General features: G+C 65.6%; 16 protein-coding genes and 1 pseudogene. 11 read left to right on the forward strand and 6 right to left on the reverse strand.

Annotation, left to right across the window (positions count from 1 at the left end):
• Nucleotides 1-62: 62 nt before the first annotated feature.
• The 3 genes from AC1ROT_RS11810 (at nt 63) to AC1ROT_RS11820 (ending at nt 2,513) form a co-directional block, all read left to right on the forward strand.
• Entirely contained in the window at nt 63-260 is a 198-nt protein-coding gene (locus AC1ROT_RS11810) for a hypothetical protein (RefSeq protein ID WP_492973585.1), read from the forward strand.
• Nucleotides 261-449: 189 nt separating this feature from the next.
• The gene (locus AC1ROT_RS11815) at nt 450-1,202 is read left to right on the forward strand and encodes an FkbM family methyltransferase (protein WP_492999192.1); all 753 of its coding nucleotides are present in this window, start codon (nt 450-452) and stop codon (nt 1,200-1,202) included.
• Between the two features lie 189 nt (nt 1,203-1,391).
• Nucleotides 1,392-2,513 carry a DUF2336 domain-containing protein gene (locus AC1ROT_RS11820; RefSeq protein WP_492999194.1) on the forward strand — a complete coding sequence of 374 codons (1,122 nt, stop codon included), beginning with the start codon at nt 1,392-1,394 and terminating at the stop codon, nt 2,511-2,513.
• 6 nt (nt 2,514-2,519) lie between these two features.
• On the opposite strand, the gene AC1ROT_RS11825 is transcribed toward AC1ROT_RS11820, so the two are convergent.
• The 6 genes from AC1ROT_RS11825 to AC1ROT_RS11850 all read right to left on the reverse strand — a co-directional run bounded on the left by AC1ROT_RS11825 (nt 2,520) and on the right by AC1ROT_RS11850 (nt 9,547).
• Entirely contained in the window at nt 2,520-4,313 is a 1,794-nt protein-coding gene (locus AC1ROT_RS11825; RefSeq protein WP_492999196.1) for a sensor histidine kinase, read from the reverse strand.
• 185 nt (nt 4,314-4,498) lie between these two features.
• Nucleotides 4,499-6,253 carry a sensor histidine kinase gene (locus AC1ROT_RS11830; protein WP_492999197.1) on the reverse strand — a complete coding sequence of 585 codons (1,755 nt, stop codon included), beginning with the start codon at nt 6,251-6,253 and terminating at the stop codon, nt 4,499-4,501.
• 77 nt (nt 6,254-6,330) lie between these two features.
• Nucleotides 6,331-7,470, reverse strand: coding sequence for an alanine racemase (locus AC1ROT_RS11835; RefSeq protein ID WP_492999199.1), 1,140 nt, complete (start codon nt 7,468-7,470; stop codon nt 6,331-6,333).
• 16 nt (nt 7,471-7,486) lie between these two features.
• Entirely contained in the window at nt 7,487-7,876 is a 390-nt protein-coding gene (locus AC1ROT_RS11840; protein ID WP_492973579.1) for a PaaI family thioesterase, read from the reverse strand.
• 10 nt (nt 7,877-7,886) lie between these two features.
• A complete protein-coding gene (locus AC1ROT_RS11845) occupies nt 7,887-8,555 on the reverse strand; it encodes a glutathione S-transferase family protein (RefSeq protein ID WP_492999201.1) in 669 nt (222 codons plus the stop codon).
• Between the two features lie 68 nt (nt 8,556-8,623).
• Nucleotides 8,624-9,547: a LysR family transcriptional regulator gene (locus AC1ROT_RS11850; protein WP_492999203.1), complete on the reverse strand. Its 924-nt coding sequence runs from the start codon at nt 9,545-9,547 to the stop codon at nt 8,624-8,626.
• Nucleotides 9,548-9,664: 117 nt separating this feature from the next.
• Between AC1ROT_RS11850 and AC1ROT_RS11855 the strand changes: the two genes are divergently transcribed.
• From AC1ROT_RS11855 to AC1ROT_RS11890, 8 genes and pseudogenes are all read left to right on the forward strand, one after another.
• Entirely contained in the window at nt 9,665-10,426 is a 762-nt protein-coding gene (locus AC1ROT_RS11855) for a 3-oxoacyl-ACP reductase family protein (RefSeq protein WP_492999205.1), read from the forward strand.
• A gap of 14 nt (nt 10,427-10,440) precedes the next feature.
• Nucleotides 10,441-11,073 (forward strand): annotated as a pseudogene (locus AC1ROT_RS11860) (NADPH-dependent F420 reductase); the annotation flags it as partial.
• A gap of 221 nt (nt 11,074-11,294) precedes the next feature.
• Nucleotides 11,295-11,612: a co-chaperone GroES gene (locus AC1ROT_RS11865; RefSeq protein ID WP_492973575.1), complete on the forward strand. Its 318-nt coding sequence runs from the start codon at nt 11,295-11,297 to the stop codon at nt 11,610-11,612.
• Between the two features lie 38 nt (nt 11,613-11,650).
• Nucleotides 11,651-13,309, forward strand: coding sequence for a chaperonin GroEL (gene groL, locus AC1ROT_RS11870; protein WP_492973574.1), 1,659 nt, complete (start codon nt 11,651-11,653; stop codon nt 13,307-13,309).
• A 110-nt stretch (nt 13,310-13,419) separates the two neighbouring features.
• On the forward strand, nt 13,420-13,827 hold the full coding sequence (locus AC1ROT_RS11875) for a DUF2177 family protein (RefSeq protein WP_492973573.1): 408 nt from the start codon (nt 13,420-13,422) through the stop codon (nt 13,825-13,827).
• A gap of 108 nt (nt 13,828-13,935) precedes the next feature.
• On the forward strand, nt 13,936-14,595 hold the full coding sequence (locus AC1ROT_RS11880; protein WP_492999206.1) for a peroxiredoxin: 660 nt from the start codon (nt 13,936-13,938) through the stop codon (nt 14,593-14,595).
• A gap of 264 nt (nt 14,596-14,859) precedes the next feature.
• Nucleotides 14,860-15,678, forward strand: coding sequence for a PstS family phosphate ABC transporter substrate-binding protein (locus AC1ROT_RS11885; protein ID WP_492999208.1), 819 nt, complete (start codon nt 14,860-14,862; stop codon nt 15,676-15,678).
• A 6-nt stretch (nt 15,679-15,684) separates the two neighbouring features.
• On the forward strand, nt 15,685-16,992 hold the full coding sequence (locus AC1ROT_RS11890; protein ID WP_492999210.1) for a sensor histidine kinase: 1,308 nt from the start codon (nt 15,685-15,687) through the stop codon (nt 16,990-16,992).
• Nucleotides 16,993-16,998 lie beyond the last annotated feature (6 nt).

The following is a 16,998-nucleotide window of genomic DNA, read 5'->3' on the forward strand; positions in this document are numbered from 1 at the left end:
TCGGCACTGTCGCGGTGTTGTGTCCTCAGGCTGCCGTGTCGGCAGTATAAGGAGGAGACACCATGCGCAAGATCCTGATGGCTACCGCCGTACTGGCGGCTCCGTTGATGCTGGCGGCCTGCAGCCCCAGCCCGCCGCAGAGCCAGACCGTGATCGTCGACCCGCCGCCGCAGCGCGCAGTGGTGCAGCCGGGCCAGGCCGTGGTCGTGCCGCCGGGCAGCACGGTCCGCACCTGCCCGCCGGGCTACACCACCTGCTGATGCGAGTCTGAGGTCCAGACCATAATGAAAGGCTGGCCGGGGCGCAGTTGCGCGATCCATTCGTATGCGTTGCAATCTGCAACCCCGGCCATGCAACCTGAATATGAATTATTTTCGTATAAACGGTTTCTGATAGGTCGGCGGCCCGTCAGGTCCTAGTGTCTTCCTGGTCCAGGGGGCACATACACAATGTCGGGTCTAGAGCGCGAGCTCTGGACGTTTGAGGAGCGTGTCAAACACGCCCTGATCCCGTCCGGTCTTTATATTCGTTACAAGGTGCTGAAGGAACGCTGGGCGGGGCAGCCAGAACTGCGCCTGCTCGACCTGCTGGTCGATCAGCGGCGCAATGCCATCGATGCCGGCGCCAACAAGGGCACCTTTACCCATGTGATGGCCGGGCTGGCCCGGCATGTCTATGCCTTCGAACCCAATCCCAAAATGCTCGCGGTGCTGCGGCAGACCGCGTCCCAGAATGTCACCGTCTCGCCGCTGGCGTTGTCTGATCGCGCGGGAGCCGCGGACTTCCTGATCCCGCGCGGTCGCAGTGGCGGCCATTCCAACCAGGGCGGATCGCTCAGTTGTATCAAGGTCTGCGGTGCCCATACCGCGGTCGCGGTCACCATGGCGCGGCTCGACGATCTCGATCTGCCCGATATCGGCTTCATCAAGATCGATGTCGAGGGCAGCGAACTGGATGTGCTGGCCGGTGGCGCTGCCCTGCTGGCGCGCGACCGCCCGGTGCTGCTGGTCGAAATGGAAGAGGTCCACACCCGACAGCCGATCGAGCAGTCCCTGGCGGCCGTGCTGGCGCGTGGCTATCGCGGGCTGTATTTCGACCAGGGCCGCCGCAGCCTGCGCCTGCTGGAGGATTTCGATCCCGAGGCAATGCATCGCCAGCGCAATGCGGCTTATGTCTTCAACTTCATCTTCCTGCCCATCTGACGCGACCCGGCGGCCCCGCAGGGTTGCCGGTTGCATACAAACCGGTCTGCCAGCCGCGAAAACCGGCAATCAGGGATTCGTCAGTATTGGTCAGGATATTTGGCCGTGACATTCGGCCGTGCTTTGCTATTGTCCCCCGCCAAATAACGCATAATCAGGGAAGCGAGTCGGGTGGCGTCGGGGGCGTTCTTGTCACTGCAGGATGTCGAGCGGCTGCTGGCGGATCCATCGCCTGCGGCGCGTACCGACACGGCCTCCAAGGTGGCGCTGGCCTGGTCCACCCAGACGCTGTCGCCATCCGAACGCCAGCTGGCCGAAGCCATCGTCACCGCGCTTGCCCGCGATGCCGAGATCATGGTGCGCCAGGCCCTGGCCGAGCATCTCAAGAGCAATCCCGAACTGCCGCGCGGCGTCGCCCTCAAGCTGGCCCGTGACACGGCGGCGGTCGCCACGCCGCTGCTGCAGTTCTCGCCGGTGTTTTCCGATGCCGATCTGATCGAACTGGTGCAGGTGGTGTCGCCGCTGCACCAGACTGCGATGGCCGGCCGCCGCACGGTGTCGGCGGCGCTGTCGAATGCGCTGGTCACACATGGCGCCGAGCCGGCGGTGGCCGTGCTGATCGCCAATCGCGGCGCGCAGATCACCAACACCATGATGGAACGGGCGCTCGACCGCTTCCCCGACAGCCGCAATGTCGGCGAGGCGCTGGCCCGCCATCCGCAGCTGCCGCCGAAATTCGCCGCGCGCCTGATCGCCCAGGTCTCCGACGCCCTGCGCGAGACGCTGGTGGCGCGCTACCAGATTCCGCCGGCGATGGCCGCCGACACCATGATGCAGCTGCGCGAGCGCACGCTGCTCGGCCTGATCGGTGATGGCGCCGAACCGCCGGCGCTGGCCGAGCTGGCGGCCGACCTGCAGAAGCGCGGCCAGCTCAATCCCATGCTGCTGGTGCGCGCCCTGGCCGGCGGCGATCTCGCCTTCTTCGAACAGGGGCTGGCCCAGCTGGCCGGCATCGCGCCCGCCAATGCCCGGCTGCTGATCTACGATCCGGGCAAGCGCGGCCTGCCGGCCATCTGCCTGCGTTGCGGTCTGCCCAAGGATTATCTGAAGATGATCGAGGCAGTGATCGATCTGGCGCGCGGCTTCGATTTCCAGCGCGGCACCATCGAGCGCGCCGAATTCGCCGAGATGGTCACCGGTATGATGCTGGCCGATTATGCCGTTCTGTGGGATCCGCAGGAGCAGCGCTGGCTCACCCGCCGCCGCAGCCGCGCCCAGGCGGCCCAGCGCCTGGCGGTTGCCGCCGCCTGACGAAGTTCAGGCCGTGCCGCCGGTGCGTGTGGCCGGGAAGGCGACGGTGATGGTGGTGCCCTGGCCCGGTGCGCTGTCGATACTGATACGGCCCTGATGGGCCAGCACGAAGGCCCGCACCAGAGACAGGCCCAGTCCGACGCCGCCGTAATTGCGGCTCAGCTTGGTATTGGCCTGCTCGAAGGGATCGAAGATGCGCGCCTGGTCCTTGGGCGCCACACCGATGCCGCGGTCGCGCACCCAGAGTTCAATCTCGTTGCTGGCCGGCTGCAGCCGCGCGCCGACGACAACCGGCAGTTCGGGCGGTGAGAATTTCAGCGCATTGCCGATCAGGTTGATCATGATCTGTCGCAGCAGCCGCGCATCGGCATAGAGCATCGGCAGGTCGTCCGGAATCTCCGCCACCAGGCTTTCCGGCGGACGGCCGAACTGCTGCGCCGCCAGCCGGATGCAGGTGGCGGCCTGTTCGGCCACATCCACCATGTCTTCCTGCACCACGATCTGGTTGGCCTCGATGCGCGCGAGGTCGAGAATGTCGTTGATGATGCCAAGCAGATGCGTGCCACTGCTGTGGATGTCGCCCACATAGTCGTCATAGCGCACCCAGTCGGCACCGAACATCTTGCGCTTGATGATGTCGGAAAACCCGATGATGGCATTCAGCGGCGTGCGCAGCTCGTGGCTCATATGCGCCAGGAAGGCGGATTTCGCCTGGCTGGCGCGCAGGGCGGTGTCGCGCGCCTGGCTCACCTCGCGGAACAGCTCCTCCAGCTGCGCGTTCTGCTGCTGCTGCTCGGTGATGTCGATCAGGATCAGCGCCGCATCGCCGTCGGGCAGACGGCGGAGGCTGGCGCGCACCCAGCGGTGGTTGGGCAGTTCCAGCACCGGGCGGCTCTGTCCGACTGGCGCCTGGTGCAGCTGCTGCGGCAGGTCTTCGGGCAGCCCGGCGCGCTGCAGCAGCGGCGCCAGCGGCGCATCGCGGTACAGGTCGTCTTCAGGCAGGTCGAGCAGGGCCTGGAAACGGCGGTTCCACAGCTGGATGCGGCCGGCGGCATCGCAGAACACGAAGGCTTCGCTGCTGTCGGCGACATCCAGCAATTCGTCCTGGGCCCGGCGGATGCGGTCGTACAGGCCGCTGTTCTCGCGATTGAGTCGCCAGTTGCGGACCATGATGCGATGGACCACGCGGTTGGCGACGATCATCGCCGCTACATACCCGCAGAGCAGCCCGGCCAGGCCATAGCCGATCGTGGTGCCGACACTGAGGAAATGCACTGCATAGGGCAGGGCGATGCAGATGATGAAGGTGGCGCCGGCCAGCGGCATCAGCGACAGCGCCGGCGCCGAGGCCCCGATCACGCCGGCGACCACCGCGATCAGCAGCAGTTGTCCCTCGGCATCGATCAGCGGCAACGCCAGCGCGCTCAGGCCCCAGATGCAGCCGGCAAACCCGGCAACGAAAATTTCCACCGGCATCTGCCAGCGCGGTTGTGCCTCGTGGCGCACGCGCTGGCGCATGGACCAGTCCGCCACGATGATGCAGGCCGACAGCATATGCAGCAGCCACCAGCCCAAGAGCAGATTCTCGGGCACCTGTTCCCGCAGCAGCAGCGCGGTGACGGTGGGGAAGCAGACGGTGGCGCCGGCATTGATCAGCAAAATCTGCTGGAAGCTCTGCCGGAACGGCGGTCCGCCCTGGATCTGCTGCGTCTTCGTCGCGCCTGCGCCATGGCCCGCGGCGGAAGCCGCGGCATGGGATTCGACGCGCGGATTCGCGCTATCAGGAGGCAGGTTCGACATCGCTGTATGGTGGCTGTTTTGCGTTATCACTCAACCGGAGATGAGAGTCCTGACGACAGGACGGGTTCGAATGTGTAACGCGCGGCAGGGGATACAGCATCGTTCCCCTGATGACCAGCGCGAATTTACGCCTGCGGCAAATGGCCCTGCAAACTGTGACGGCGCTCACCAGCCGCAATCCGGCGTCAGGCCGGCATCTCGGTGCGGGAGGCCGGGAAAAACACGGTGATGGCCGTGCCCTGGCCCGGCGCACTGTCGATGGCGAGGCGGCCGTGATGGGCCAGCACAAAGGCGCGCACCAGCGACAGTCCCAGGCCGACGCCACCGTAATTGCGGCTCAGCTGACTGTCGGCCTGCTCGAAGGCCTCGAAGATGCGCTTGTGATCTTCCGGCGCGATGCCGATGCCGCGGTCGCGCACGGTCACCACCAGTTCGTTCGTGCCAGTATGGAGCGCCGCCTGGGCTTCCACCGGCACATCGGGCGGCGAGAATTTCAGCGCATTGCCGATCAGGTTGATCATGATCTGGCGCACCAGGCGCGGATCGGCATGCAGCGCCGGCAGATCCGGCGGCACGCTGACGCTCACGGCTTTGGCTTCGCGGCCGTAATGCGAGGCGGCCAGGCGGGCCGAGACCGGCAGTTCCTCGTCCAGCATCACCGGCTGTTCGTTCAGCACGATCTGGTTGGCCTCGATGCGCGCTAGGTCGAGAATATCGTCGATCACCGCCAGCAGATGGCGCGCGCTGCCGTTGATGTCGGCCAGATACTCGTCGTATTTCTCCCAGGCCTCACCGAACATCTTCTTCTGCACGATGTCGGAAAAGCCGATGATGGCATTTAGCGGCGTGCGCAGCTCGTGGCTCATGTTGGCCAGGAAGATCGATTTTGCCTGGCTGCCGCGCAGCGCCGCATCGCGCGCCAGGCTCACCTCGCGGAACAGCTCTTCCAGACGGGCATTCTGCTGCTGCAGCTGGCTGGCGGCCTGCTGCTGTTCGGTCACGTCGATCACGATCAGCGCGCGGTCGCCCTGGGGCGTGGCGCGATGGCCAATCTGCACCCAGCGGCCATTCGGCAGCTGCAGGGTGCCGCCGGCGATCTCGCTGGTCAGCAGCGCCTCGGCCAGTCCGGCATCGCGCAGCAGGCCGTCCAGGTCGCGGCCGCGCTGCAGCTGTGCCTCCTGCAGGCCCAGCACCGCCGGCAGGCGCCGGTTCCACAGCTGCAGCCGGCCGGCGCTGTCGATCAGCGCGAAGGCCTCGGTGCTTTCGGCGATGTCCAGCAGTTCGGCGCGGACGGCGCGGATGCGGGCGTCCAACGCGCTGTTCTCTTCATAGAGGCGGCGGTTGCGCCGGATCACGCCGTTGACGATGCGGTTGGTCAGGATCATCGCGGCGGTATACAGCGATGAGACCACCGCCATGGCGGCGCCGACCCCGGTGCCGGTGAGCAGGAAATGCGTAATGAAGGGCACGGCGATCAGCAGCATGAAAGCCAGCGCCGCCTGCGGCACCACCGCCAGCGTGGCGGCCGAGCCGGCGATCATGCCGGCCGCCACCATCACCAGCAGCAGCTGATATTCCGAAGTCAGATGCGGCAGGAACAGCGACGACACGCCCCAGGCCGCGCCCGAGACGGCCGCGCTCGCCAGATCGAACTGCCGCAGCCGCGCCGAACGTTTCTCGCTGCCCTGGCGCCGCATGCCATGGCCCAGGCGCCAGCGCACCAGCATGGCGATCATGGTCACGCCATGCAGCAGCCACCAGGCGGCCAGCCAGGGAAGCGGAATCTGGTTCGACAGCAGCAGGGCGACGGCGCTGACATTGACCAGGGTGACCACGCCGTTGATCGGCACGACCTGATGGAAGGTGATGCGGGAGTCGGGCTTGCGATCTGCCGGAGCGGCAGCGGGTTCGGTGGATGCGGTGTCGATGATCCCGGACATGCCTAGAGCGTTTCCCCCGGAAGATACTCAACCGGAAAGACAGGGTTCATGCAACAGCTTTGGGCAACCGCTTTAACTCACCAGCCGTTCACACGGTCCCATTCGGCGACGATTTCGCTGCCGCCATCGGTCACATAATAGCGATCATACATCGCGCCGGTCATGCAGACGTGATTGGGCAGCACGCGCAGCCGCGTGCCGGGCGGAAAGGCAGCGAAATCCACCGGCGGCATCTGCGGCCCGCCGAGCAGACCATGCTCCTGATGCACGTCATGGATGTTGAGGCCATCCAGCGGCAGGGCCCCGGCCGGCCGGCAGACGCGGCCATAGCCGGTGCCGGGACTGTGCATGTTGGCGCCGGTGTCCTTCGACAGCGCCAGGCCGCCGGCATCAATCAGCAGATGGTTGCGGCTGTGGTGATGGCTCACCACCGAGGCCAGCACGCTGACCGCGATGTCTTCCATCCTGCAACTGCCCAGGGCGGCCTGGAACAGGTCGAAGAAGACGAAATTGCCCGGCCGCATCTCGGTGATGCCGTCCAGATGTTTGGCAAACAGCGCCGTCGGCGTGGAGCCGACCGAAACAATCGCACAGGACAGCCCGGCCTCGCGCAGGCGTGTGGCGGCCAGGATCACGGCCGTGCGTTCGGACTCGGCGATCTCCTCGATCTGCGCGATGCTTTTCGCGCCGTAGGAATGGCCCGCATGGGTCAGCACGCCGGCGAGATTCGCGCCCGGCTGCGACAGTGCCTGGCCCAGCGGCAGCAGTTCGGGCGCGTTGGGTGCAATGCCGGCACGGCCAAGGCCGCAGTCGATCTTGATCAGCACGTGGAAGGTGACACCCAGCGCGACGCCCTTGGCGGCGATGGCCTCGGCCACGGCGATATGGTCGGTGATGATCTTCAGGTCGGTGCCATCCTTCATGATGGCGGCCACCTGCTCCAGCTTCTGCGGCGCGATGGGCACGGCATAGGTGATGTCGCGGAAACCGGCTTTGGCGAAATAGGCGGCCTCGGCCAGAGTCGACACCGTGATCGGGCCGGGATCGCCATTATGGCACATCAGCGCCACGCGCACCGATTTCGCCGTCTTCAGATGCGGTCGCAGGGTTACTTTCAGATGCGCTGCGCGTTCGCGCATGCGCGCCACATTGCGCATCAGCCGCGTGCGGTCGAGCAGCAGGGCGGGGGTGGGCAGGTCGTCGAGGGTCATGGTCATGTCGGCCGGACTCTGTTTATCGGGGGCTCAGCACCAGCTGCGTCTGCGTCACCACGGCGGCCAGCTTGCCGTCGCCGCGCGTGATCCGCGTCTGCCACACCATGGTGGTCTTGCCGCGATGCAGCGGCGTGCATTCGGCTTTCGCCGTATCGCCGGCGGGAATCGCGGCAAAGAAGTTGGTCTTGCTTTCGATGGTGGTGGTGCTGAAGCCGTCCGTGAGATTGGCCACCGTGGCCACCGCGCCCAGCGTATCGGCAAAGGCCATCACCGCGCCGCCATGCAGCACGGCGGGCCGTGTGCACAGGTCCGGCGTCACCGGCAGTTCGGCCAGCACCTTGTCGGGCGCCACGCTGATGATGCGCAGGCCGATCAGGTCGGCAAAAGGCAGCTTGGTCAGGTCCGACATCGCAAAGGCCTTATTTCAACAGTTCGTAGGGACCGCCGGTTTTCAACGCAGCCTGATAGGCCGGCCGCGCGTGGATGCGGTTGAGGAAGTCGCGGATCGGCACGTAAGTGTCATCGAGGCCGACGCGGGAGGCGGTCGCCTCCAGCGGGAAGCTCATCATGATATCGGCGGCGCTGAAGTCCGGCCCGGCGAACCAGCCGCCGTTCTTCGTCAATTCGTCGCACCAGTAGCGCATATGCTGGGCGAGCTGCGGGTCGATCAGCGTCGCCTGCGCCTTGCCCGCCACCATCTTGATGATCGGCCGGATCAGGCCCGGCACGTTTTTCGGCAGGCGCAGAAAGATCAGCTTGAGCAGCAGCAGCGGCATGGCCGAACCTTCGGCATAATGCAGCCAGTAGGTATAGCGGCGCTTCTCCGCCGTGGCCGGCGCCGGGATCAGTCTACCCTGACCGTAGGTCTCGATCAGGTATTCGACGATGGCGCCGGTCTCGGCGATGGTGATGTCGCCATCGGAAATCACCGGCGACTTGCCGAGCGGATGGATCTGCCGCAGCGCCGCCGGCGCGCGCATGTCAGGGCCGCGCTCGTAGCGCACCACCTGGTAGGGCAGGCCCAGTTCCTCCAGCAGCCAGAGCACGCGCTGCGAACGGGAGTTGTTCAGGTGATGGACGGTGATCATGGGAACCTCTGTGCGGTAAGCGGGCAGCCTAGCATGCGTGTCGGCATGCGGAGAACCGCCCGCGCGCGTCAGCGGGCAGAGAATCTTTGAGCCAGGTCCTGGCGGCGGAACTGCTCGATGACGAAATCGACAAAGGCGCGGGTCTTGGCCGGCAGCAGCGTCTTGCTGGCATAGTAGAGCGAGATCGGACCCACATCGGCATGCCAGTCGGGCAGCAGCCGTACCAGCGTGCCGCGTTCCAGATGCGGCAGCACATCCGGAATGGCCAGCATCGCCACGCCCAGGCCCAGCAGGGCGGCGCGGCACATGGAGGATGGATCGCTCAGGATGACGGCGGTGTTCATCTGCGGCTCGGCTTCGCGGCCTTTGCTGTCCCGCATCACCCAGCTGCGCAATCGGCCGGTCTGCACCGAGCGCATGGCGATGCCATCGCAGGCGGCAAGATCGGCCGGCGTCTGCGGCAGACTGCGGCCGGCGAGATAGGCCGGCGCGGCGACGGCGACGATATGCGCGCGCGCCAGTTCGCGCGCCACGATGCCCGGCGTCAGCGCGAAGCCGCCACCGATGGCCGCATCGTATCCTTCCGCGATCAGATCCACCGCGCGGTTCTCGAACTGCCACTCCGGCGTCACCAGCGGATAGCGCGCGCGGAAGCCGGGCAGCAGCGGCAGGATGTAATCGGCGCCGAAGCCTGGCGCCAGACTCACCTTCAGCAGGCCGGCCGGCTGCGCCGTTTCGGCGCTGACTCCGGCAATCGCCGCCTGGATGCTGTCCAGCCCGCCGCGCACCGATTGCAGAAAGCGCTCGCCGGACTCGGTCAGGGTCAGCCGGCGCGTGCTGCGCTGGAACAGCCGCACACCCAGATTGGCTTCCAGGGTGCCGACATTGCGGCTGACAGCGGCCGGCGTCAGGCCCAGGCGACGCGCGGCGGCAGAAAAACTGCCGAGTTCCGCACTACGCACAAAGGATTCCAGATTGGCCAAGGTTTCCATGGCAACACACTTTCAAGTAATACTTGAAAGTAATGTACATAATTACCGGCTAATTCAAAGGGAGTTGTGCGCCTACCCTCTGCTCCGTCACCACCATCCACCTACGGAGCATGCATCATGTCCACCCAGCCTTCCTCCCCCCAAACCCTGACCGGCAAGGTCGCCCTGGTCACCGGCGGCTCGCGCAGCATCGGCGCCGCCATCGCCAGGCGTCTCGCCGCCGAAGGTGCGGCGGTCGCCGTCACCTACAGCGCCTCGCCGCAGAAGGCCGAAGAGGTCGTGCAGATGATCGCCGCGGTCGGCGGCAAGGCCCGCGCCATCCGGGCCGATGCCGGCGATGCCGCTGCGGTGAAGGCGGCGGTCGATGAAACCGCCGCCGTCTTCGGCCGGCTCGACATCCTGGTCAACAATGCCGGCACGGCGGCGCAGGGCGTCACTGGCGAAATCCCGCTCGCCGATTTCGACCGCTTGGTCGCGGTCAATATCAAGGGTGCCTTCGTCGCCGCGCAGGAAGCCTCGCGCCACATGCAGCAGGGCGGCCGCATCATCAACATCGGCAGCATCCACAGCGAATATGTCCCCTATGCCGGCATCTCGGTCTATGCGCTGACCAAGGGCGCGGTGGCCGGCATGACCCAGGCGATGGCACGCGATCTCGGTCCGCGCGGCATCACGGTGAACAATGTGCTGCCGGGCCCCACCGATACCGACATGAATCCCGCCTCGGGCCCGTTTGCCGAGACCGTGCGCGGCCTCACGGCGCTGCAGCGCTACGCGGCACCCGATGAGATTGCCGGCTTCGTGGCCTATCTCGCCGGCCCGGACGCCAGCTACATCACCGGCGCCAATCTGCGCATCGATGGCGGTTTCGCCGCGTAAATCCTGAACGGAACGGAGATCGTGTCATGACCAAGAGCATCAGCAACAGCACCATCGGCATCATCGGCGCCGGCGCCATCGGACAGGCTTTCGCCACACGACTGGCGGCGGCGAAGATCGACGCCATCCTCAGCAACAGCCGCGGCCCGGACTCCTTGCGCGACACAGTAGCCGCGCTCGGCCCCACGGTTCGCGCCGGCACCGTGCAGCAGGCGGCTTCCGCCGCGATCGTCTTCATCTCGGTGAACTGGGCACAGCTGCCGGCCGCGCTGGCCGGCCTGCCGGACTGGAATGGCCGCATCGTGATCGACAGCAACAATCCGGTGGTGCAGCCTGGCTTCCAGCTCGCCGACCTGGATGGCCGCACTTCCAGCGCCGTGCTGGCCGGTCTGCTGCCGGGCGCGCGTCTGGTGAAGGCCTTTAACACCCTGCCGGCGGCGCTGCTGGCGCGCGACCCGCGGGAGAGCAGCGGCAACCGCGTGGTCTTTCTCTCGGGTGACGATGCGGCGGCGCGAACCGAAGTATCGGCGCTGGCCGAGCGGCTCGGCTTCGCGCCCGTCGATCTCGGTCCTCTGGCCCGGGGCGCCGCGCTGATGCAGTTCCCCGGCGGCCCGCTGCCCGCGCTCAACCTGCTGAAGGCGTCGTAGCCTCTGCTCCCGCGCCGGGGCCTTCGCCCGGCGCGGGGATCCGGCTGTCATGAAAATTTATGGCGAAAATCGGGCATGCCTCCTTGACGGGGGGCAATGCCCTGCTTAAGTGTCTGGCGCTCTCCCGAGGGGAGTGCTAACAACTTTGAGATTTTGCCGGAAAACGGCGAATTTCTGGGTTTCCGAATTTTTCGATGCGACAGATACATATGGAGGATCGCATGAAGTTTCGTCCGCTGCATGACCGCGTGGTGGTAAAGCGCGTGGCCGAGGAAGAGCGTTCGGCTGGCGGCATCATCATTCCGGACAGCGCCAAGGAAAAGCCGATGCAGGGCGAGATCATCGCCGTCGGCGCCGGCGCCCGCGATGAGGCTGGCAAGGTCCAGCCGCTCGACGTCAAGGTCGGCGACCGCGTGCTGTTCGGCAAGTGGTCGGGCACCGAGGTGAAGCTCGATGGCACGGATCTCCTGATCATGAAGGAATCCGACATCATGGGCATCATCGAAGGCACCCCCGCCAAGAAGTCCAAGGCCGCTTAATCAGCGCCCCCATTCAAAAGATTTAAGGAGATAGTCTCATGGCTGCTAAAGACGTTCGTTTTGGCGCCGATGCCCGTGGCAAGATGCTGCGTGGCGTCGACATCCTCGCCGATGCCGTCAAGGTGACGCTGGGCCCGAAGGGCCGCAACGTCGTGCTCGACAAGTCGTTCGGCGCGCCGCGCATCACCAAGGACGGTGTGACGGTTGCGAAGGAAATCGAGCTGGCTGACAAGTTCGAGAACATGGGCGCCCAGATGGTGCGCGAAGTGGCCTCGAAGGCGAATGACCAGGCCGGCGACGGCACCACCACCGCCACCGTGCTGGCCCAGGCCATCGTGCGCGAAGGCTCCAAGGCCGTTGCCGCCGGCATGAACCCGATGGATCTGAAGCGCGGCATCGACCTCGCCGTCGAGAAGATCGTCGAAGACCTCAAGACCCGCTCGAAGAAGATCTCGGGCGCCAAGGAAATCGCCCAGGTCGGCACCATCTCGGCCAACGGCGACCATGAAATCGGCAACATGATTGCCAAGGCCATGGAAAAGGTCGGCAACGAGGGCGTCATCACGGTTGAAGAGGCGAAGAGCCTGGAGACCGAACTGGACGTCGTCGAGGGCATGCAGTTCGATCGCGGCTACCTGTCGCCGTACTTCATCACCAATGCCGAGAAGATGCTCTGCGAGATGGAGAACCCCTTCATCCTCCTGCATGAGAAGAAGCTGTCGGGCCTGCAGGCGATGCTGCCGGTGCTGGAAGCCGTCGTGCAGACCGGCCGTCCGCTGCTGATCATTGCCGAAGACGTCGAGGGCGAAGCCCTGGCGACTCTGGTGGTGAACAAGCTGCGCGGTGGCCTGAAGGTCTCGGCCGTCAAGGCGCCGGGCTTCGGCGATCGTCGCAAGGCGATGCTGGAAGACCTCGCGATCCTGACCGGCGGTCAGCTGATCTCGGAAGATCTCGGCATCAAGCTGGAGAGCGTCACGCTCGCCATGCTCGGCACCGCCAAGAAGGTGACCATCGACAAGGAAAACACCACCGTTGTCGGCGGCGCCGGCAAGAAGAAGGACATCGACGCCCGCGTTGGCCAGATCAAGGCGCAGATCGAGGAAACCACCTCGGACTACGACCGTGAGAAGCTGCAGGAGCGTCTGGCCAAGCTGGCTGGCGGCGTGGCCGTCATCAAGGTCGGCGGCGCCACCGAGATCGAGGTGAAGGAGCGCAAGGATCGCGTTGACGACGCGCTGCATGCGACCCGCGCCGCGGTTGAAGAAGGTATCGTTCCGGGCGGCGGCACTGCGCTGCTGTACTCGGTCCGCGCCATCGACAAGGTCAAGGTCGACAATGCCGACCAGAAGCATGGCGTGGAAATCATCCGCCGCGCCCTGCAGGCTCCGGTCCGTCAGATCGCCGAGAATGCCGGCGTTGACGGCGCCGTGGTGGCCGGCAAGCTGCTGGAGTCCAAGGACACCAGCTGGGGCTTCAACGCCCAGACCGAAGAGTATACCGACCTGGTGAAGGCCGGCGTCATCGACCCGACGAAGGTCGTGCGCGTCGCGCTGCAGGGTGCTGCTTCGGTGGCCGGCCTGCTGATCACCACCGAGGCCATGGTTGCCGACAAGCCGGAGCCGAAGTCGGCCGGCGGCGGCATGCCGGGCGGCGGCGGCATGGGCGGTATGGGCGGCATGGGCGGCATGGACTTCTAAGTCCGACGCTCTCTGCTCGCAGAGTTGGGAAAGGCCCGGTGGAAACACCGGGCCTTTTCTATTGGCCATTCGGTCTACATCATGGGCAGCGCAGCCTGAGGAGTCCGCCCATGTCGAAATCGCTGGTCATCGCCGCCGCCGGGATGTGGGCCGCCATGGCCGTGCTGGATGCGTTCTGGCTCGGTCTGGCGACGAAGCTGTTCTACCGGCCCCGGCTCGGTAGCCTGCTGAACGACACGCCGGTCTGGTGGGCCGCCATCGCTTTCTATGTGCTTTACGGCCTGGGCCTGCTGGTCTTCGTGCTGCGGCCGGCGCTGCAGGATGGCGACCCGCTGCCGCAGGCCATGCTCTACGGCGCCTTTTTCGGCCTCGTCGCCTATGGCGCCTATGACCTGACCAACCAGGCCACCACGCGCGGCTGGCCGCTCAGCGTCACCGTGGTCGATATGGCCTGGGGCGCGGTGATGAGTGCGCTGGCGGTTGGTTTCGCGCTCTGGCTGGAGCGAAAATTCGCATAAACGATGCGCGCATAAAATCCTCCGCCGGACTGACAAAAATTCTTCGGTTTTCAGCGGCGGGTCTCTGCCCTAGCTTAGGTCCTTTCCAGAAACCCGGAGGGAATCCCCATGAGTCTGCGCATCGGCAGCAAGGCACCCGATTTCGAGGCTGACAGCACCATCGGCAAGCTGAAATTCCACGACTTCATCGGCGACGGCTGGGGCATCCTGTTCAGCCACCCGAAGGACTTCACCCCGGTCTGCACCACCGAGCTCGGCGCCGTGGCCAAGCTGAAGCCCGAATTCGACAAGCGCAATGTGAAGGTGGCCGGCCTCAGCATCGATCCGGTCGACGATCACAAGCGCTGGGTCGGCGACATCAAGGATGTCACCGGCTTCCTGCCGGACTATCCGCTGATCGCCGATCACGACCTGAAAGTCGCCAAGCTCTACAACATGCTGCCCGAAGAATCCGGCGACAGCGCGAAGGGCCGCACGGCGGCCGACAATGCCACCGTGCGCACGGTCTATATCGTCGGGCCCGACAAGACCATCAAGGCGCAGCTGCATTACCCGATGACCACGGGCCGCAACTTCGACGAGATCCTGCGCATGATCGACAGCATGCAGCTCACGGCGAAGCACAAGGTGGCGACACCGGCCGACTGGAAGCCGGGTGAGGATGTCATCATCGCCGGCTCGGTCAGCGACGACGACGCCAAGGCGAAATACCCCGACGGCTGGAAGGCGCCGAAGCCTTACCTGCGCATCGTGCCTCAGCCCAAGTAAGACCCGCTCGTATCCAGGCGACGCCGTGCGCTGCGGCGTCGCCTGCAATCCTTTGGCGCGCCGATCCCCGGAGCGTGCCGGACCTGTCCGCCGATACAGGCAGGCCGGGCAAAAACCCTCCAGATGTGATGGTATGGGGCGCTTGATTTCCGCGATTTGCCGCGCCCGGCGATGATCGCGGGGGTTGTTATTGAAAAGTAAGCGGAAACGCGCGGTTTTCACTGCTACTAACACGGCAGCCGATTACAGCGAGCAAACATTCCGATGCTTAGCGCCCCGTCCTTTCGTCTTTTCCTGCTGCTGATGTCCGCCCTTCTGGCGGCAGCCCCGGCGCGTGCCACCGACACGATCCGCATCGGCGGCACCGGCATGGGTCTGGCGCTGATGCGCGTTGTCGGCGAACAGGTCGAGCGCGCGTATCCCTCCATCCAGGCCGAGGTGCTTCCCAGTCTCGGCACTACGGGCGGCCTGAAGGCGCTGGCTGCCGGCGCCATCGAGGTTGCGATTGCGACCCGCCAGGCGACGCCGGACGAAAACGCCGCCGGCATCCGCACCGCCGCCTGCATGACCACGGCGCTGATTTTCGCCACTTCGCGCAGCGGAACCTTCAGTCTGACCCGCGATGAACTGCCCGCGATTTACAGCGCCGCCGATCCACGCTGGCCCGATGGCCAGCCACTGAAGGTGATCCTGCGCTCGCGCACCGGTTCGGAGAATCCCTATCTGGTGAAGGCCATCCCCGCGCTGGAACCGGCCTTTGCCGCCGCCTTCCGGCGCAGCGGCATTCCGGTCGGCGCGACCGATCAGGAGAATGCCGAATTTGCCCAGAAGACGGCCGGCTCGCTGGCCATCACCACGCTGCTCCAGGTCCGCGCCGAAAAGCTGAACCTGACGCCGGTGGCGCTCGATGGCGTTCTGCCGGCGCCGCAGTCGATTGCAGACCGCTCCTATCCCCTGCCGCTGTCGGTCTGCCTGCTGGTGTTGCAGACCGCCACGCCGGCAACGCTCATCATGGCCAACTATATCGCGACGCCGGCCGGCCAGGCCGTCGTACGTGCCAATGGCGCCGAACCATCGCCGTGATGTCGTATGGCTGAAACCGGAACAGACCGCATCCGGCGCATCCTGCGCCGCATCGCCATCTGGGTCGGCGTGCTGGTCGCCATCGCGGTGCCCGCCGGTTATGGCACGATTGCCTATTTCGATCAGATCGCCATCCAGGCGCTGTCGGCGCGCTTCTCGGCCCGCCAGGTCGCGCTCTATGCCTATGTCCAGGGTGATACCTGGCGCTACAGCAATCATCGCGTCGGTGAGATCGTCGAACTCTTCGCTGCTCCCGATGGCGACACCCGCCAGTATGTCTACGACGATCTCGGGGCCGAGGTCGTTGCCATCGGCGAGCTGCCGCCCTGGCCGATCCTTGATGTTTCCGCGCCGATCATCGCCGGGCCGCGGGTGGTGGGCAGTGTGGTGGTGGCGCAAAGCCTGCGCCCCCTGCTCGAACGCGTTCTGATCCTCTCCCTGCTGGGCGGCATGCTGGGTGTTTCGGCCTATGCCTGCGTGCATATGGCGACCAGCGCGCTGCGCAAGGCCGCGGAAGACCTGAAGGAACAGTATCATCTGACCCAGGACGCCCTGCGCGTGGCCGAAGACGAACGGCGCAAGGCTGAAAGCGCCAGCCACAGCAAATCGGAATTCCTGGCCAATATGAGTCATGAGCTGCGCACGCCGCTGAATGCCATCATCGGCTTTTCCGACATCATGCGAACGCAGCTGATGGGACCGCTCAGCGAACGCTACAAGGCTTACGCGGAAGACATCAGCAGCAGCGGCCAGCATCTGCTGGGCGTCATCAGCGATATCCTGGATCTCGCCAAGATCGAGGCCGGACAGCAGAATCTCTATGCCGAATACTGCGACCTGCAGGATATTCTGAGCGATAGCCTGCGTCTGACCATCTGTCGCGCCGAGAAAACCGGCGTGACGCTCATGTCGGATTTCGACATGGCAGGCGGCCGCATGGGCACGCTCGATGCGACCAAGACCAAGCAGATCGTGCTTAACCTGCTGTCGAATGCCGTGAAGTTCACGGCGCAGGGCGGGACTGTGACGCTCAGCGCCCGCCGCGATATGGCCGGTCACCTGCGCATTGCGGTATCCGATACGGGTATCGGCATGACGCCCGCCGAAATCCAGTTGGCCTTCCAGCCCTTCCGCCAGATCAGCAATGCGCTGTCGAAACGCTTTGAAGGCACCGGCCTCGGCCTGCCGATCTCGCGCAAGTTCGCCGAGATCCAGGGTGGCAGCCTGCAGATCACCAGCGAGCCCGGCAAGGGCACTACCGTGGAAGTGCTGCTGCCGGTGGGCCTGCAGCGGACGGAAGAGCAGGCGGCCTGAGCGCCG

It is taken from the genome of Ferrovibrio sp. GW821-FHT12E11, assembly GCF_058806975.1.

Bases quoted from the DNA above. Each gene is read 5' to 3' on its own strand.
- AC1ROT_RS11855 (WP_492999205.1), top strand. From the start codon at position 9,665: ATGTCCACCCAGCCTTCCTCCCCCCAAACCCTGACCGGCAAGGTCGCC.
- AC1ROT_RS11830 (WP_492999197.1), bottom strand. From the start codon at position 6,253: ATGTCCGGGATCATCGACACCGCATCCACCGAACCCGCTGCCGCTCCG.
- AC1ROT_RS11890 (WP_492999210.1), top strand. From the start codon at position 15,685: ATGGCTGAAACCGGAACAGACCGCATCCGGCGCATCCTGCGCCGCATC.
- AC1ROT_RS11875 (WP_492973573.1), top strand. From the start codon at position 13,420: ATGTCGAAATCGCTGGTCATCGCCGCCGCCGGGATGTGGGCCGCCATG.
- AC1ROT_RS11850 (WP_492999203.1), bottom strand. From the start codon at position 9,547: ATGGAAACCTTGGCCAATCTGGAATCCTTTGTGCGTAGTGCGGAACTC.
- AC1ROT_RS11815 (WP_492999192.1), top strand. From the start codon at position 450: ATGTCGGGTCTAGAGCGCGAGCTCTGGACGTTTGAGGAGCGTGTCAAA.
- AC1ROT_RS11885 (WP_492999208.1), top strand. From the start codon at position 14,860: ATGCTTAGCGCCCCGTCCTTTCGTCTTTTCCTGCTGCTGATGTCCGCC.
- AC1ROT_RS11825 (WP_492999196.1), bottom strand. From the start codon at position 4,313: ATGTCGAACCTGCCTCCTGATAGCGCGAATCCGCGCGTCGAATCCCAT.
- groL (WP_492973574.1), top strand. From the start codon at position 11,651: ATGGCTGCTAAAGACGTTCGTTTTGGCGCCGATGCCCGTGGCAAGATG.
- AC1ROT_RS11880 (WP_492999206.1), top strand. From the start codon at position 13,936: ATGAGTCTGCGCATCGGCAGCAAGGCACCCGATTTCGAGGCTGACAGC.
- AC1ROT_RS11840 (WP_492973579.1), bottom strand. From the start codon at position 7,876: ATGTCGGACCTGACCAAGCTGCCTTTTGCCGACCTGATCGGCCTGCGC.
- AC1ROT_RS11810 (WP_492973585.1), top strand. From the start codon at position 63: ATGCGCAAGATCCTGATGGCTACCGCCGTACTGGCGGCTCCGTTGATG.
- AC1ROT_RS11835 (WP_492999199.1), bottom strand. From the start codon at position 7,470: ATGACCATGACCCTCGACGACCTGCCCACCCCCGCCCTGCTGCTCGAC.
- AC1ROT_RS11865 (WP_492973575.1), top strand. From the start codon at position 11,295: ATGAAGTTTCGTCCGCTGCATGACCGCGTGGTGGTAAAGCGCGTGGCC.
- AC1ROT_RS11845 (WP_492999201.1), bottom strand. From the start codon at position 8,555: ATGATCACCGTCCATCACCTGAACAACTCCCGTTCGCAGCGCGTGCTC.